The organism is Mucilaginibacter sp. P4_E8 (assembly GCF_056401495.1).
The window spans coordinates 16,096-34,624 of the sequence record NZ_JBFUJG010000056.1 but is presented as its reverse complement, the minus strand read 5'-3'; the positions used below and the strand labels follow the sequence as shown (position 1 = coordinate 34,624).

The 18,529-nt window shown below is 42.8% G+C and carries 11 protein-coding genes and 1 tRNA gene; 11 read left to right on the top strand and 1 reads right to left on the bottom strand.

From position 1 onward, the window contains the following. Window positions 1-219: 219 nt before the first annotated feature. From AC1DRQ_RS18485 to AC1DRQ_RS18465, 5 genes are all read left to right on the top strand, one after another. A complete protein-coding gene (locus tag AC1DRQ_RS18485; RefSeq protein WP_477426225.1) occupies window positions 220-825 on the top strand; it encodes an RNA polymerase sigma factor in 606 nt (201 codons plus the stop codon). A 74-nt stretch (window positions 826-899) separates the two neighbouring features. Further along, window positions 900-1,859: a FecR family protein gene (locus tag AC1DRQ_RS18480; protein WP_477426223.1), complete on the top strand. Its 960-nt coding sequence runs from the start codon at window positions 900-902 to the stop codon at window positions 1,857-1,859. Window positions 1,860-1,983: 124 nt separating this feature from the next. Further along, window positions 1,984-5,520, top strand: a complete 3,537-nt coding sequence (locus AC1DRQ_RS18475; RefSeq protein ID WP_477426221.1) for a SusC/RagA family TonB-linked outer membrane protein — start codon at window positions 1,984-1,986, stop codon at window positions 5,518-5,520. A gap of 10 nt (window positions 5,521-5,530) precedes the next feature. Further along, complete coding sequence (locus AC1DRQ_RS18470; RefSeq protein ID WP_477426219.1) at window positions 5,531-7,348, top strand: RagB/SusD family nutrient uptake outer membrane protein; 1,818 nt, start codon at window positions 5,531-5,533, stop codon at window positions 7,346-7,348. 26 nt (window positions 7,349-7,374) lie between these two features. After that, window positions 7,375-8,214, top strand: a complete 840-nt coding sequence (locus AC1DRQ_RS18465) for an endonuclease/exonuclease/phosphatase family protein (RefSeq protein WP_477426217.1) — start codon at window positions 7,375-7,377, stop codon at window positions 8,212-8,214. A gap of 158 nt (window positions 8,215-8,372) precedes the next feature. Here AC1DRQ_RS18465 and AC1DRQ_RS18460 read toward each other — a convergent pair whose 3' ends face one another. Continuing rightward, on the bottom strand, window positions 8,373-9,395 hold the full coding sequence (locus AC1DRQ_RS18460; RefSeq protein WP_477426215.1) for an LLM class flavin-dependent oxidoreductase: 1,023 nt from the start codon (window positions 9,393-9,395) through the stop codon (window positions 8,373-8,375). 618 nt (window positions 9,396-10,013) lie between these two features. Between AC1DRQ_RS18460 and AC1DRQ_RS18455 the strand changes: the two genes are divergently transcribed. From AC1DRQ_RS18455 to AC1DRQ_RS18430, 6 genes are all read left to right on the top strand, one after another. Beyond that, entirely contained in the window at window positions 10,014-13,121 is a 3,108-nt protein-coding gene (locus tag AC1DRQ_RS18455) for a SusC/RagA family TonB-linked outer membrane protein (RefSeq protein ID WP_477426213.1), read from the top strand. Between the two features lie 13 nt (window positions 13,122-13,134). Continuing rightward, window positions 13,135-14,478: a RagB/SusD family nutrient uptake outer membrane protein gene (locus AC1DRQ_RS18450; protein ID WP_477426211.1), complete on the top strand. Its 1,344-nt coding sequence runs from the start codon at window positions 13,135-13,137 to the stop codon at window positions 14,476-14,478. Between the two features lie 18 nt (window positions 14,479-14,496). Next, window positions 14,497-15,381 (top strand): cyanophycinase, encoded by an 885-nt coding sequence (locus tag AC1DRQ_RS18445; protein WP_477426209.1) that lies wholly within the window; start codon window positions 14,497-14,499, stop codon window positions 15,379-15,381. A gap of 17 nt (window positions 15,382-15,398) precedes the next feature. Next, window positions 15,399-15,469 (top strand) — tRNA-Cys (locus AC1DRQ_RS18440). Window positions 15,470-15,501: 32 nt separating this feature from the next. Further along, a complete protein-coding gene (locus tag AC1DRQ_RS18435) occupies window positions 15,502-16,863 on the top strand; it encodes a DoxX family protein (protein ID WP_477426207.1) in 1,362 nt (453 codons plus the stop codon). Between the two features lie 25 nt (window positions 16,864-16,888). After that, window positions 16,889-18,508 carry a hypothetical protein gene (locus AC1DRQ_RS18430; RefSeq protein ID WP_477426205.1) on the top strand — a complete coding sequence of 540 codons (1,620 nt, stop codon included), beginning with the start codon at window positions 16,889-16,891 and terminating at the stop codon, window positions 18,506-18,508. Window positions 18,509-18,529: the final 21 nt, after the last annotated feature.

Genomic DNA, 18,529 nt, shown 5'->3' with positions numbered 1-18,529 from the left:
GACCATCATTACCGCGGGAGTTCCTGCTATACTAAAGATATTTTCGATGTTTGACGGTAAAACCAAAGATGCATAGCGAATCTTCAAAACAAATTTAGAATTAATAAATTAATCAAAATTTATCCATATCCTGGATCATGTCGAAGCACAATCGGCTTTGGAAGTATTCCATTTTTTAAACTTAACTATTTCTTTACTTTGAAAATCTATTTTTGGGGCATGTTTTCAAGTAGGGCCTTAGTTAACGATGAAAATCTGGTTGTATTACTTAAACAAGGCAAACCATACGCCTATAATCAGTTATATGAGCAATACTGGAAAGAGCTTTATTTGATAGCTTACAGTAGGGTTGGAGAAGAAGATACTGCGAAAGATCTGGTACAAAACCTGCTTATTGATATTTGGAAAAGGCGTGAAACACTTGATGTTCGAACGAATTTAGAACAGTTTTTATTCGGTGCGCTCAAGCTTCAGATCCTGAATCACTATCGCTCGGAAGGCATTAAGCAAAAAATAATGGAAAGGGCTCTTGATAGGATGCGCGATCTGTTTGTCTCTATGGATGAGTTAGCTGCTTACCATGATCTGGAAAAGGTAATTGAGGATGAAGTACTAATAATGCCTCAAAATATGCAGCAATCCTTTTTACGAAGAAGTGATAACCGTTCGGTAAAAGAAATTGCCAGCGATCTGAATCTGGCCGAACAGACAGTCTCCAATAATATTTCAGAAGCGCTTAAACGGCTCAGAAAAAGATTAATGGCCGAATACCCCGACCGGCATATGGCCTGCTTTACGCTGCTTCTTTACTTACTTAACAATTAGTTTACAAAAGTTTAACTATAAATAGAAGTAGTATTTGCCGTTTGGTGCAACATAGGGTTAAATAACACAAAATAGTGAAACCCTTTGAGCTCAAAAATCTGATCAATCGTTATCTTAATCATGAAGCAAATGAAACGGAACGCCAGTTAATTGATGTATGGTACCAGTCATTTGATGAGCAAAATAAAAAGCCCGATCTGTCTGCAGCGGAAGAGCAGCGGTTAAAGAACGATATTTTTGATCAGGTAAAAGACACTTGGAAACAATCGCMAAAACTTATAAAATTACAGTCCGTTTTTAGGTATGCAACCGCTGCTATGCTTTGTCTTGCTACTTTTTTAGGGGTGTACCGGTATTTAATTAAGCCAAACGCTCAAAAGCAAGAGAAGTATTTAACCATAAATACAGGTACACGTGAGGTTAAAAAAATAGAGCTGCCCGATGGCTCTGCCGTGTGGATAAATGCAAATAGTCATCTCCGCATCAGTGAAGATTTTCAAAAACAGGTGCAAAGAAATGTATACCTGGATGAAGGGGAGGCCTTTTTTACCGTTAAAAAAAATGTAAAACGGCCCTTTGTTGTATTCACCAAATCKGTTCATACGCGCGTTTTGGGTACCTCGTTCAATATTAACTCCTATAAAACACTGCATAAAGCTACCGTAACTGTTGCAACCGGGCGTGTACAGGTAAGCACACCGGCTAAAGTATTGGGTATTATAACTCCAAGTCTGCAAATTAGTTATGCTATCCAGAACGGAAGATATCAGATTAACAAAGCCGATGCTTTACAAGCCCACTCCTGGACAGGGGGGCAGTCCATTTTGAATCAGGCCTCTTTTGATGAGCTTGCGTTGGTTATCAAAAACGTTTATGACGTTCGCCTGATTGGTCAAAATAAAGCCATAGCGCATTACAAATACAATTTACATATTAATACCACCCACACTCTTGATGAAACGATGAAGATCATCTGTTCTATCCATCAAAACACTTACAAAAGGAGGAAAAATAATGAAATAACTATTTACTAAACAATAACAATAAAAAAGCCGGTCTGCAGCAGATCCGGCCTCCATACAATAGCTGTGTTAAGTTGGACCCTTAGCAGCTGTTGCCTTAGTTTATCATTATCAATTTCACTAAGTATTCAAAAATATGAAAAAAATATCACGCCGCTTGAATAAAGCTACGCGTACTTCTATTATTGTTTTCTGCCTGCTTTTGGCAAATATCGGGCAATTGATGGCCGACACCATTGGTGGCGTATTTGAAACACGCATTAGCGTGGCCTTTAAAAATGAAACTTTAACGCATGCTGTCAGGAAAATTGAACAGCAAAGTAAAGTGGAGTTCGCGTACGATCCCGACTTGTTGGGTTTACATAAACTTCTGGTAAAAGAAGGGAGTTTTACCAATGAGCGTCTGGATGTTGTTTTAAGATCTTTATTACAAAACACCGGTATCGCTTTTAGGGAAGAGATAAAAGGCACAATCATACTTTATAAAAAATCAGGCTCGGCTAAAGCCGCTTATGGCAAGGTATCAGGCCGGGTTGTTGATGAAAAAGGAGAGCCGTTGCCAGGAGCAACTGTAAGGTTAAATGAACTGAACAAAGCCATACAAACCAACACTGATGGCTCTTTTACAATAGATGCCGATCCGGGTGTTTACACATTGTTAGTAAGCTTTATTTCGTACCAAACATATCGTGTACCCGGCGTTAAAATTACTGCTGGTGAAACTACCGTATTGGGAAACATAACATTGGTTGCCGAATCAGGCAGTTTAAATGAGGTGGTGGTAGTGGGATATGGTACCCAGAAAAAAGAAAACCTCACCGGCGCTGTTGATCAGGTTACTTCAAAGGTTCTGGAAAACCGTTCGTTGCCTAACCTTACCCAAGGCCTACAGGGTGTAATACCCAACCTTAACCTGGTGCCTTTGGATGGCAAACCGATACAATCGCCAAGCTTTAACGTACGCGGAACAACCTCTATTGGTCAGGGAGGTAATGCCCTGGTGCTTATTGACGGAGTGGAGGGCGATCCAAGCCGCATCAATCCGAGCGATGTAGCCAGTGTATCGGTGTTAAAGGATGCCTCATCATCAGCTATTTACGGTGCAAGGGCAGCTTTTGGTGTTATATTGGTCACAACCAAAAGTCCGGCTAAAGAGAAAACAAGTATCACCTATTCTTTCAACCAGTCGTTCAAAAGCCCAACCACGGTTCCACAACTGGTAACCAATGGTTACACTTTTGCTAAAATGTTTAATGAGGCATGGACAGCGGCCAATAACTATTCGCAGACCCCGCAAAATATCAATAAAACAGTAAAGTTCTCACCCGAGTATCTGGAAGAGTTAAAGCGCAGGGATGGCGATCCGAGTTTGCCTAAGGTAGAAGTTAATGGGCTTGGCGAATATGTTTATTATGCTAATACCGACTGGTATAAGGAGCTATATAAAGATCATAACGCCTCCAGGGAGCATAATCTGGCCATATCCGGCAACAGCGGTAAAGCCGATTTCCTGATCACTGGCCGGTACTTTGCGCAGGATGGTTTGTTTCGTTACAACTCTGACAATTACAGCATTTATAATTTAAGAGCCAAAGGGTCATTACAGGTGTTCCCATGGCTGCGTATTTATAACAATGCCGACTATTCAAATATGAAATATCATAACCCACTTAACGTGGGCGAAGGCGGTAGTATATGGAGAAACCTGGCAGATGAGGGCCATACTGTGGCGCCAATGTTTAATCCCGATGGTACTTTAACTTACTCTGCCGCTTATACCGTGGGCGATTTTGTTTATGGTAAAAACGGTATTAATTTCGATAACCGGGTATTTCGCAATACGGCCGGTTTTAACAGCTCATTCTTTGATGATTCCTTCAGAGTTAAGGGTGATTTCACCTTCCAAAATACTGATAATAACCAGGATCGCAAACGTGTTCCTGTTCCTTACAGCCGTAAGCCGGGTGTAATTGAATATGTGGGTAGCAACACTAATGACCTGGAGAACCTGAACCAGCGTACACAATACATTGCCACCAACGTGTACGGCGAATATGAACCAAAATGGAGCAAAGATCATTATTTTAAAGCTTTGGCCGGTTTTAACTTTGAGCAATCAACCTTTAAACGCCTGGATGTTGTACGTAACGGGCTTATTTTTCCGGATGCTACTGATATTAACCTGGCGCTTGGTCAATCTATCACCACCAGTGGTGGCTGGGATAGATGGGCAGTTATGGGCGGTTTTTATCGCTTAAATTATTCCTATAAAGAGAGGTATTTACTGGAGGCTGATGGCCGCTATGATGGTTCTTCTAAATTTCCGTCAAACCAGCGTTATGCATTTTTTCCATCTGTATCTGCTGGCTGGCGGGTTACCAATGAGCCTTTCTGGACAATGTCAAAAGATATTATATCTAACTTAAAGATCAGAGGATCGTATGGATCGTTAGGTAACGGAAGCATCGGTTCTTATGCCTTCCAGGAAAAATTCAATATCTCCCAATCAGGCAGGGTGTTAAACGGAGTTCGACCTCAGGCTACCAGTCAGCCTGGTGTATTACCTGATGGATTAACCTGGGAAACCTCTAATGTCCAAAACCTGGGTGTTGATCTGGGATTATTGTCTGATCGTTTAACCATCACTGGCGATGCTTATATCCGTAAAACCAAAGATATGTTTACCGTAGGGAATACCCTTCCTGCCGTATTTGGTACCGGTGTTCCAAAGGGTAACTATGCTGATCTGAAAACAAAAGGCTGGGAGGTAACCGTTGCCTGGCGTGATAAATTTGATCTGGGTGCTAAACCGTTCAACTATGGCTTTAGGGCCACTTTGGCAGATTATCAGGCCACCATTACCAAATATAATAATCCAAATAAAAACCTGAGCGACTACTATGTGGGCCAAAAAGTAGGTGAGATATGGGGTTTTGAAACCGCTGGTTATTTCACCTCGGCTGCGGATATAGCCAATTCACCCAAACAAACGTTGATTAAAGCCTCGGGTGCCAGCCAGCTGTTACCCGGTGATATTAAATTTAAAGACCTGAACGGTGACGGCGTAATTGATTACGGCGATCAAACCGTTAATAAACCGGGTGACAAAAAGGTTATTGGTAATACTACACCACGATATACCTTTGGCTTTGGTATGGATGCCGACTGGAATAGTTTCTTCTTCTCGGCCTTTTTCCAGGGGGTAGGTAAACGTGATTGGTACCCCGGTCCTGAGGCCGATTATTTCTGGGGACAGTATAATCGCCCTTACAATAAAGTTCCGGTATCGCAATTGGATAAGATCTGGTCAGAGAGCAATCCAAATGCTTACTTCCCACGATATCGTGGTTACTCTGCTCAAAATGGATCAAATGAGCTGGCACAAAACCAAACTAAATATTTGCAAAACGCCGCTTATGTAAGGATGAAAAATATCCAGTTAGGCTACCACCTGCCATTAAGCCTTATCCGGAAGATCAAGCTCGGCGATGCCAGGGTATTTGTTTCCGGCGAGAATTTATGGACATGGTCGCCATTGTACAAGATCACCAAAGATATTGATCCGGAGAGTATTAATGGCTCGGATCGTGTGCTAACAGATGGAACCAGTGGTAATGGCAATAATTACCCCATACTTAAAAGTGTAACCATTGGTGTATCCGCAACTTTCTAACTGTCAAATCATGGAATATCTTAAATCATTAAATATGTTTACTCAAGGTATAAGATCAATCAGAATTTATTTAGGGATCTGTTTGTTAGGCTGTATAATAGCCGGCTGTAAAAAACTTGATCAGGTTCCGCGTGACACAGCCACCAAAGATGCTGTTTTTAGCAGTGTGAACGGGTTGGATCTGTATGCTAACTCTTTTTACAACATTTTACCTGATGCCAATTCCGTACACCGTGGTGATGCGATGGCTGATTACTCGGCAAGGACTTCCTATCCGGATTTTTTAAGACCAGGGGTTTTTGATGCCAGGCAAAGTTCCGGCTGGGGCTGGACAGATCTGCGTAATATCAATTACTTTATACAAAACTGCACCAATCCAGCTATTTCACTTGCTCAGCGCCAGCATTATATTGGTGTTGCCCGTTTCTTCAGAGCCTGGTTTTATTATGAAAAGGTAAAACGTTTTGGCGATGTGCCATGGATCAATAAGCCTATGGCTGTTGATGATCCGTCTTTATTCGACGGCCGAGATTCCAGGACATTGGTCATAGATTCTGTTATTGCTGATCTGGACTATGCCAGCAAATATATTATTACAAGCGATAACACACGCAGTTTGATCACTAAATATGTAGCGTACGCCTTTAAATCAAGAGTGTGTTTATTTGAAGGTACGTTCAGAAAATATCACGATGAATACAAATTGCAGGGATCAGCCAATGCTTTGCTTACCCAGGCTGCGGATGCAGCTCAAAAGGTAATGAGCGAAGGTGGATTCAACCTGAATACCGCAGGCGGAGCAGATAAAGCTTATCGTCAATTATTTACCTCGCAACAGCCCGTGGCCACAGAGATTATACTTGCCTCTGTTGTTGATCCTGCGCTGGCCGTGTTTAATGATGCCAACTGGTACTGGACGAGCGCCACTTATGGTGACAGGGTAAGTTTAACCCGTACATTTGTAAATACCTATCTGAATATCGACGGAACGCCGTTTACCGGCAAAGCAGGTTATCAAACCATTCCGTTTGCTCAGGAAGTAAAAGGCAGGGATATGAGGTTGCAACAAACCATCAGGATGGGAAGTTATAAACGTATTAATGGTGGCACACCAGAAGCCGCTCCTCCTGTATTCTCATACACGTATACCGGTTATCAGCCTATTAAATGGACATTGGATGATGTATCTTTAGATGGAGGAACCAAAAACACTAACTCTATGTCTCTAATAAGATATGCAGAGATTTTGTTAAATTATGCTGAAGCTAAGGCCGAACTGGGCACCCTTACAGATGGCGATTGGAATTCAACCATTGGTGCCATACGCAGGAGGGCTGGTATTACCGGTAATACAGCCGCCAAGCCGGTTGTCGTTGACCCTTATTTGCAAACCAATTATTTTCCGGCTATTTCTGATCCGGCTATTCTGGAGATCAGAAGAGAGCGGGGAATTGAACTGGCATTTGAAGGATTTAGATTTTATGATTTAGTACGCTGGAAACGCGGCCCGCTTATGGATCAGGTGTGGAATGGTTTTTACGTTCCGGCACTTGATGTACCGATGGATCTGAATGAAGATGGCGTGCTGGATGTTTGCTTTTATAAAGTAATGCCGGCTAATCCGATAAAAGGCGTAACTTACGTAAACGTGGCAGAAACCTTAAGCGGGGGCACACCTAATCCGCAAAGACTGGCTAACAATACATTTGGTGAATTAACCTGGTTAACCACTGTACCCAAAAAATGGGATGATAAGTTTTACCTGTATCCAATACCGGAAACCGACAGATTACTTAATCCCAAATTAGGACAAAATCCAGGTTGGTAAATAATAACAAGCGCAACAATTAAAAAATGAAAACAAAACATATCATACTGGTGGCATTAGGTATAATGCTTTCCTTTTATGCCCAGGCCCAAAACCTTATTGTGGGTACATATAACCTGCGTTATGCCAATCCGCGCGATACCGGTAATATGTGGGTTAACCGTGCACCTATTGTAGCCTCGCTGATACAATTTCATGACTTTGATATTTTTGGCACCCAGGAAGGTTTACTAAACCAGTTGCAGGATATCAATGCTGCCCTGCCTCAATATGAACGTTACGGATTGGGCCGCGATGATGGTAAAGATGCCGGCGAGCATTCGGCCATCTTCTTTAAAAAAGACAGGTTTAGGCTATTGAATAAAGGTGATTTCTGGCTTTCACAAACACCTGAGAAACCCTCACTGGGCTGGGATGCCACCTGCTGCAACCGTATATGCTCATGGGTGTACCTGCAGGATAAACAATCCAAAAAGAAGTTTTACTTTTTTAACGCCCATTATGACCATCAGGGAAAAGTGGCCCGTGAGGAAAGCAGTAAGCTGATTTTGGAAAAGATCAAAACCATTGCAGGTAAAGAACCTGTGATACTTACCGGCGACCTTAATGGATCGCATGAAAGCAGCTGGTATCAGCGTGTAGCTACTTCGGGGCTAATGGTTGATACTTATAGTAAAACAGCACATCCATATGCCAATAACGCCTCATTCAATGGTTTTAAAAGATCTGTTCCGGGAAATGAGATCATTGATCATATTTTCACTACCGGAAGTTTTGTAGTAAAACGCTGGGGTATATTGACCGACAGCTATCACGGTAAATATCCGTCTGATCATTTTCCTGTACTTTCGGAGATAAGTTTCTGATGATCTGATCATTTAATTTTTTCAAACCCGCTTTGTGAAAACAAAGCGGGTTTGTTTTTAATATGGATAGGAGGGATTAATATAGAATTGTATTATTTGGCAAGTTTCGATTTATTGCTTTGTGCTTTCATCATGAACCGACCATCAAACCGTTTGCGTTAATTCAACAGTGGTTTAACCTTTTGTCCAATTAGTTCGATGGATTTTAATAATTGTTCGTGCGAAAGTCCTGCATTATCCATCTGAAAAGTGACCCTTGATATGCCACCCAGTGCTTCACTATGGCGCAGGATCTTCTCGGCCACCACCTCAGGTGTTCCGATAAGCAGTGCGCCCTTAGGCCCAATCTGCGCGTCGAAACCTGCACGGGTAACCGGCGGCCAGCCACGCTCTCTCCCAAACTTGGTAAAAGTTGCCGCGTATCCAGGGTAATAATCTTCCACGGCATCTTCCGGTGTTTCACCAACGTATCCCAGTGAGTGGAGGCCTACTCTTAAATCCTCCGGGGCAAAACCTGCATCACGGCCTGCCTTCCGGTATAGGTCAACCAATGGCCGAAAACGCTCCGTGTCACCTCCAATGATAGCTACCATCAGTGGCAGGCCCATTGAACCTGCACGCACAAAGGAAGCTGGTGTGCCGCCCACACCCAGCCATACCGGTATTTTCTCCTGAACGGGCCGAGGGTAAATAGCCTGGTTGTTCAATGGCGCTCTGAAACGCCCCGACCAGTTCACCACTTCATTATCCCTGATCTTTAGTAACAGGTTAATTTTCTCTTCAAATAAAGGATCATATTCCTGCAGGTTAAAACCAAAAAGCGGGAAGGCTTCAACAGAAGAACCACGGCCAACTACCATTTCGGCACGTCCTTTGGAAATGATATCCAGCGTCGCAAAATTTTGAAACAGCCTTACCGGATCGGCGGCGCTCAGCACTGATACCGCACTGGTCAGCCGGATACGCTTTGTGCGGGCCGCCGCCGCTGCAAGGATCACCGCTGTAGCGGAGTCTAAAAACTCTTTCCGGTGATGCTCACCAATACCAAACACGTCAAGTCCAACCTGGTCAGCCAACTCAATTCTGGCCAGCAAATCCTCCATGGCCCGCATGTTGCCCTGCGCATCCAACGCGCTTTCAAGGTTACCCGTTGCAGCAAAACTGTCAATTCCGATCTCCATAGTTCAAAAAATAAAAAAGTAGTGGCTGTTAATTTAATGGAGTAAAAATAGACGATTAGCTTATATGTTTAAACATGTAAATGTCAAACATTTTTTATCAGTATAATTTTCCTTCATCGTGTTGGAGCAGGATAGAGGTAATAAAGCTCCACAGTGTAACAAACTTTATACATAATAATATATATTGTCTATAGTGTTTGTAGTCTTTATTATTATTTTTATGTTTGTCCCGTCAAAAATAAAAACATGAAGTAATGAAAACTTCCTCAAACAGACATATAGCCTATGTAAATAGCAGGACAATGGAAAATGTTCCTGTAGTATTTGTGATGTGCTGTTGTTGTCTGTAAATCACTTTTTCAAATATTAGTTTTCCAGATAAAGCAAGCCACTATTTAATTATGCAGGCTTTAAAAATTAAAAAAGCTCAGGCTTTTAACGGTATTACTATTTAAAAAATTCCCCTGGATGAGATCATAAATACATTATAAAAAAAGACCGGCAAGGAAGCCTCGCCGGTCAAATTACAGGAAAGATCAGCTACGTAACGCCAATCACTCACTGACCTTCCATCAAGTTTTACTAACAATAAATTATTAAATAAAACCTGTTAAATATATGGAAATATATATCCATGCTAAATCATTTTACAAAAAGCTTATAACGCTGCTCTTACTTTTATCCATCCCTATAATATCAAGCGCGCAAACAGAACAACCTCCAACAATTAACTCACATCTTAACGGTACTGTACTTGATGCTGTTACCCAGGAGCCTTTACCCGGAGCGGCCGTATTGATCTTAGGGACTACACACTCTGTAGCAACTGATAAGGATGGTAAATTCTCATTTGTTACCGGCCAAAAATTTCCTTATACGTTGGTAATTACCTATATAGGGTATGATAAACAGGAAGTTACCGCTAATGGTAGCCCTGTTACTATACTTTTAAAGCAATCGGTACGTGCATTAAATGATGTGGTGGTGGTAGGCTATGGTACACAAAGCCGTAAGTCGCTCACCGGTTCAGTATCAACTATTAATGCCGATGAAGTGCGTAATAAACCGGTAGCCAGTTTTGACCAGCAATTGCAGGGTAAGGCTGCAGGCGTACAGGTATCTGCCGGTACAGGTATACCCGGCGATGGATTGTTTTTCCGTATCCGCGGTAGCACATCTATTAATGCGGGTAATGACCCTTTGTATGTAATTGACGGGGTGTTTGTTAACAGCCAGTCGTTACAGAAGATCACTACGCAGGGGCAGGCTAATAATCCCTTATCTGACATTAACCCGGCTGATATTGAAAGCATCAGTATCTTAAAAGATGCCGACGCTACGGCTATTTACGGTGCACGTGCTGCTAATGGCGTTGTACTGATCACTACCAAGCGCGGTAAATATAATACGGCCCCCAAAGTGAGTTTAAATACCTACTTTGGTTTTGCCCAAGCCCCCAAATTATGGGACCTGGTTACCGGACCCGAACATGCGGAACTGGTTAATGAATTATATAGCAATACTGAAGCTGATGCTATAGCTACAGGAAATACGGCTGCCGCGGCTACTTATAAAAATCTTCCGTTCAGAGCATTAACCGATAACCCCACGGGTTTACCGGCACCTCGTGGGTTGCCTCAGGATCAACCAACTTATGATCGTTTACATGATGTGTTCCGTACCGGTTTTATTCAAAACTATGACGCCTCTGTTTCAGGTGGTAATGATAAAACAAGATATTATGTGGGCGGTGGTTATAACAGCCAGCAGGCCGATCTGAAAACCAACGATTTTAATCGCGGCAGTTTCAAGTTTAACCTTGATCAAAAAATAAGCAATGTGTTCAGCATTGGTACCAGCACCCTGCTTTCGCAAACGTATAGAACCAATGCCCGCGTGGGCGACGGTCCGCAGGGTGGTATTTTACAGGCCGCATTGCACACACCAACCTATCTGCCCAAAGTAAATGCCGATGGCAGTCCGGCTAAATGGGCTGGTTTTGACAACCTGGATGTACTGATCAATAATACCAATATGCATTCAAAAAGCAACCGCCTGATCAGTAATATCTACGCCGATGCCAATATTACACCTGATCTGAAATTCCGTACCAGCTGGAGCGTTGATTATAATACCTATAACGAATACCAGTACTGGAACAGTTTAACCAACCTGGGCGCTGCCAACCATAACCTGGGCACATCAAGCATCAGCACCAACTCTATCTGGACAAATGAACAAACTCTTACTTATAACAAAGTTTTTGCCAACAAACATTCCTTTAGCGCATTGGTGGGTAATACCTTACAAGGCAATGTAAACTCCCAGACCTTTGCGCAGGGCACCAATTTTCCTAATGATGCCTTTCAGCAAATAGCCTCGGCGGCTACAACCACCTCTTCATCTACTGAGAACAAGTATAACCTGTCATCATTTTTTTCAAGGGTTACTTACAATTATGCGGGTAAGTATTTTATAGAAGGTAATTTCCGTGCCGATGCTTCTTCAAAATTCGGTAAAGATCACCGCTGGGGATACTTTCCATCGGCGGGTGTGGCCTGGCAAGCTAAGGAAGAAGATTTCCTGAAGAATGTAACCTTTTTAAGCAATCTTAAGATACGTGGCAGTATTGGTTTAACCGGTAATCAAAATGGCATCAGCAATTTTGCCTCACGTGGCTTATGGCAGGCTGGTGCCAATTATCAGGATAATCCAGGTACCGTGCCGTACCAGCTGGCCAATCCCGATTTGAAATGGGAAAGCACCAGGCAAATAAACCTGGGTGTTGATGCCGGTTTCTTTAACAACCGCCTGAATCTGGAGTTCAATGTGTATGACAAGTACACTACAGGCTTGCTGCTCAACCTGCCGCTGGCCCTAAGTTCCGGCTTTGCTTCAATCACCAAAAACGCGGGTGAAATGAGCAATAAAGGTTTTGAGCTGGCTATTAACAGCACCAACATCAAAAGCAAAGATTTTACCTGGCAAACAAGCTTTAACATATCACACAACGCTAATAAAATTGAGAAACTGCCAATACCTATAGATGCTTCATATGCTGCTATCAGGATGCAGCAGGGTTATTCCATGAACTCATTTTATGTGTACAAACAGCTGTATGTTGACCCACAAACCGGTAACGCTATTTACCAGCATGCTGATGGTACCAGCGGGCCAACCGTAACGGCTGCCGATAAGGTGTTTGATGGAAGCGGTCTGCCCAAGTTTTTTGGAGGGTTAAATAACACTTTTACTTACAAAGGTTTTGACCTGAGCATATTTTTCAATTTCGAAACCGGTAACAAAGTTTACAACAACAACGCTTACTTTTTAGAAGGTGGCGGTACCCGCGACGACCGCCGGGCCATGGATACCTATCAGTTAAAACGTTGGCAAAAACCAGGTGATATTACCGATGTACCTCGTTTAACCGCGCTGGGATCAAACTATACGCTAAGCCCTGTAAGCCGCTTTATTGAAGATGGTTCATTCTTAAGGTTAAGTAATGTTAATCTGGGCTATACATTGCCAAAAACGGTAGCCGAAAAAATTAAAGCAGCGTCGGTACGCATTTACTTCAGCGGATCAAACCTGTGGTTGCTAACCCGGTATAAAGGACCCGATCCGGAGATCAACGTAACAGCCGATCCTAATGTACAAGGCTATGATTTGGGTACGCCTCCAATACCACGTACACTGCAGGTTGGCGCTAACATCACCTTTTAATTAATCAACTGACATGAAAAGACTACTATATATACTTCCATTTTTTATCATCCTGTCATCCTGCAAAAAGTTTTTGGATGTGCAGCCACAACAACAGGTTGATGAGTCGTTGGCTATTACCAATGCGGGTAGTGCCACTACTGCTGTTAACGGTTTGTACAATACTCTTGGTACCGATAATTACTATGGTTCAAACTTTCCCGCTATATCATACCTGTACGGCAGCGATGTGGTTTGGACAGGCTCACAAGCAGCTCCGCAGGAGATATCCGCCCACAAAACAACTGCTTTTAACAGCTATATCAGCTCGGCATGGGGTGCTATTTATAAAACTATTTTATCGGCCAATTACATCCTGGAGTCAGTTCCTAAAGTAACAGACCCCTTATTGACAACTACTACTAAAAATCAGTATTTGGGCGAAGCTTATGCCATAAGGGCTTTATCATATTTTGATTTGGCCCGTGGCTGGGGTGGCGTACAGCTGATATTGACGCCGACGCATACTACATCAGACCATGCCGGTATTAAACGCAGCAGCCTGGCTGATACCTACGCCCAGGTTTTAAAAGACCTGAATGCTGCCGAGCCTCTGCTGCCAGCAACCACCAACCGTAACCGGTTTACCCAAAAAACAGTTTGGGCGCTCAAGGCAAGGTTTTACCTGTACAATAAACAATGGGACCTGGCCGAGCAATATGCCACCAAGATCATCAGCGATAACGCTAACTATAGCCTGCTTAAACCGTACAGTGCTTTTTTTGCTAATAATGCAGTAGCTACATCAGAGTCGGTATTTGAGATTGCTTATAGTACTTCGTTCAAAAACGGGCATAGTGTATGGTTTCTGCCACCTGCATTAGGCGGCAGGAGGGAGTGGGCGCCATCAAGTACGCTGGTATTCCTGCTCAATGACCCTACAGTTGGTGGGGGAAGAAGCGCGCTGATAGGACAAACAGCTCCCCCCGGAAATTTATGGTATGGTAAATTATATTACCGTAACCCAATAGGTACCGATCCGGCTTATATTATTCGCGTGGCCGAAGTATATCTTATCAGGGCCGAAGCCCGTGCACAGCAGAATAATTTAAGCGGCGCATTGCAAGATCTGAACGCCGTGCGCGACCGCTCTGGCGTTGCAGCATCCACCGCTTCAACCCAAAGTGATATACTGCTGGCCCTTGAAGCCGAAAGAAGGATAGAGTTTCCGTTTGAAACCGATCGATGGTTTAACCTGGTGCGTACCAATAGGGTAGCTGCTGTATTAGGTATTACCGATTCAAACAAATATCTGTTCCCGATACCAGCAAGTGAACTGCTGGCCGATCCTGATCTGACACCCAACCCCGGATATTAATCCTTAAACCATAACGATATGAAAAAGATCATTAATTTATTTTTAGCCCTGTTTGTATTAAGCTCCGCAAATGTATTCGCCCAGAATCCGGCAAATCCCGTAGGGCCCGAAAAAGGTTCTTTAGTGATTGTTGGCGGCGGCAATGTTGGTCCAGAAATTTGGGCCCGATTTGTTGAATTGGCCGGTGGCGCCAATGCCAATATTATTTACGTACCTACGGCAGGCGATGATTCGACCATTGTAAAGAATGATAAGACCATTAAAAAACTGCAGGAATTGGGTGTTAAAAGTGTTACCACCCTACATACCCGCGATCCTAAAGTAGCCAATACCGAAAAATTTGTAGAGCCAATACGCCAGGCAACAGGTATTTGGTTTGAAGGCGGCCGTCAATGGAAAATTGCCGACGCTTATCTGGGCACACTTACCCAAAAGGAATTTAAGGCACTGCTTGATCGTGGCGGCGTAATTGGCGGCACATCGGCTGGTGCTACCATACAGGGATCATACCTGTTCCGTGGTGATACCAAAGGCAATACCGTACTGGTAGGCGACCATGTTAAAGGGCTTGATTTTATACATAATGTAGCTATTGACCAGCATATTTTAAAACGTAACCGCCAGTTCGATTTGCTCAGCTTTATCAAAACCCGCCCCGATCTGCTGGGGATAGGTATTGATGAAAGCACAGCCATTGTTGTTCACCAGAATACTTTTGAAGTGCTGGGCGTATCGTATGTGGCTATTTATGATGCCAATAATTTTGCCGGAACCACTAAAAATCCGGCTGGTGATTCAGGTAATAACGGGCCGTTTTACTACCTCAAAAAAGGCGAAAAATTTGATCTGATTAACAGGAAAGCACTGATACCAAAAGCATCAACAAAAACTGCAAGTAATTAATATTAAAGGACAAAAAAAGCCAGGTGACTGAGTGGCTAAGTGAGGGTCTGCAAAACTCTTTACGGCAGTTCGAACCTGCCCCTGGCGTCAATAACACCATAGTAAACAAAAATTAAAACAATGAATGCATTAAAAGGAGCATTATCAAATGATGAATGGAAAGGATATGAAAAGTGGGCTTTTCGCATCTTCTCTATTTATTTCTTCATTCAGGCTGTACCGCTCGACTGGAAATTTTACCGCAACTTGTTTTCCATAAACTGGCTGCACCTGCGGTTTAGTGATATATTTTACGTCAGCCGTTATACGCCCCAGATTTTCTCTGATAGAACATCTACGGGATGGGGTCTAAATACCTACGCTGATTGGTTAGTTATGTTAGGTATAGCTATTGTTGGTGCAGCAGTCTGGACTTACCGGGATAAGAATACAAAAGATTATAACAAGTTTTATTACTGGATCAGGGTTATTGTACGGTACCGGCTGGCAATAGGAATTATAGCTTATGGGTTTATTAAGTTTTTTCCGCTGCAATCACCGTACCCTTCACTGAGTAATTTAAATACCCATTATGGCGAGTTTAGCCGATGGAAGCTGTTTTCATTAAGCCTGGGTATAGTTCCTAATTATGAGTCATTTTTAGGACTGGTCGAGATACTGGCAGGCTCACTGTTGCTTTTCCGCAAAACCTCAACCATTGGCGCATTGATGGTGGTGGTGTTCACAGGTAACGTTTTCATGTCGAACCTGGCTTATGATGGCGGCGAAGCTACCTACAGTTTATACCTGATAACGCTGGCTTTATTTTTATTAACGTTTGATGTTGTACGTCTTTTTGTACTGATAGGATTGGAAAGACCGGTACAGCCTAACCGCTTTAAAATATCACTTTCGCAAAAAGGCCAAAGTGCCAGATTGGTTTTAAAAACAGTGTTTATTTTCTTCTTTGTGTTTTTATACGGCTATAAAACATGGTCGGCTTATCATCATGATGTTTACCAGTACCCGCAAACCGCAGGTTTAAAAGATGCTGATGGTTTGTATGATGTAAGCGAGTTTAAGATCAATAGTACAGCGCTGCCATATTCTGCAACCGATACCAGCCGCTGGAAAAACGTGGTTTTTGAAAAATGGGCCACCCTCAGCATTGGTACCAATAAAACGGTTAAGATTGACTCTGCTGTTACCGAAGAGATCAATGATAAGGATGCCGACAGGAGTTATGAAGAAGCGGGTTCCATTGGCCGCCAGTACTACAGCTACCAGATTGATGTAGCCAACCAGCAACTCATCCTGCAAAATAAAAACCATAATTATCCAAACGATAAACTGGTGCTACATTACACAAGGCCCGATAATTCAAAACTCATTTTATCTGGTGTTGAAGGCCGGGATACTGTGTATGTCGTGTTAAACAGGATCGATAAAAAGTATCTGTTAGAGGAAGCGGCCCGCGGTCGTGACAAAGCCATTAAACTTTGATAATCATTATTTAAAAGAATTTATCATGTCAACAGAAATTCATTCCAACGTTGTAAAACTGCAGCAGATATCCGCTCAGGATCAGACAGCTGCTTCGTCAGCTGTAAATAAGCAGCCGGTTAAAACATGGAAACCATATCAAAAAGCATTGTTCCGCATGGCGTTTGTGTTTTTTGTAGGGATGAGCATCCCCATGTCCGGCGAGTGGTATAAGAACCTGTTTGGGATCAACTGGTTTCACTTACATTACCGCGACCTGTATGATATTGCCCGTTTCCAGCCATCGTTGGTCCGTTTCCAAACACAATCCTATAATTTAATGGGCTATGCCGATTGGTTAGCTGTATTGGCAATAAGCATTGTTGGTGGTTTAATATGGACTGCCATTGACCGGGGTAAAACTAAAAATTACGATACCCTGTACTATTGGCTAAGGGTAATTGTGAGATACCGTGCAGGGATAGGTATCATCGGGTTTGGTTTTACAAAGCTGTTCCCTGTGCAATTGCCATATCCTTCACTTGGTCTGTTAAATACCAATTTTGGCGACCTCACCGCTCAAAAAATTTATTGGTTATCGGTAGGTATTGTGCCCTGGTACCAGGTATTTGCCGGTATTGTGGAAGTAGCAGCAGGAGCTTTATTGTTTTTCAGGCGCACTACTTTATTAGGGGCTATACTACTGTTCGGAGCTTTGGGCGATATTACCTTTGTTAATTTTTCTTACGATGGCGGGGTGCACATCTATGCATCCTACTTTGTACTGTTCGCGGCATTTTTAATTATTTACGATGTGCCTAAACTGTACAACCTGCTGATATTGGAGCGTTATACCGTCCCAGCTAACTTTTATCCGTCGTTCTCTCAAAAATGGTTAAAGTACACCCGTATTGTTTTAAAGGTGGCCACTATCTGGATATTTTTGGTAGTACTGTTTTATATCCAGTACATCAACTTCAGGTATGACCCCTATAAGCAGCCTGCCACCACCGAGGTAAAACAGCTAAGAGGTAATTATAATGTAACCACATTCCGTATCAACAATAAAGAAATACCTTTTTCACCAATTGATTCTGTTAGGTGGAGCGAGGCGACATTTGAAAAATGGTCGACCCTTACCTTTAAAGTGAACAGGCCCGTGCCACTTGACCTTTCCAATGGCGGCGGTTCGCCCATGCGCGATATCAACCGTACATTTGAGCTTACCGGGGTAGGTGGTGGTCAGCGGGTTTTTTATTACCAGGCCGATACGGTGAACAATGTGCTTTACCTGGAAGATAAGTTTGTTGCCTCAAACAGGCGTAATAGAGATAAAGGCAAGGGAGGCAACCAGGAAGCTAAAAACAAAAAGGGCAAGGGAGATAAAAAAGATTGGATACCCAAAGAAGCCCGTGCCAACATCAGGGATGAAAACACAGCCATTGATCAGATTGCCCTTTCATCGCGCCGTACCAAAGGCATTGCCGATGAACAGAAAGACAAACGCAAGCGTAACCGGATGATTTTGAGCTATAGTACCACTGATGGTAACCATGTTATTTTAAAAGGCATCAATGAGCGAAAGGACTCAATTTATGTGGTGCTTGACAAAGTAAGCAGAAAATATGCCTTAACCGATAGCAAGTTACAGGCAGGAAAGTATTGATAATTTTACTAAATTATACAT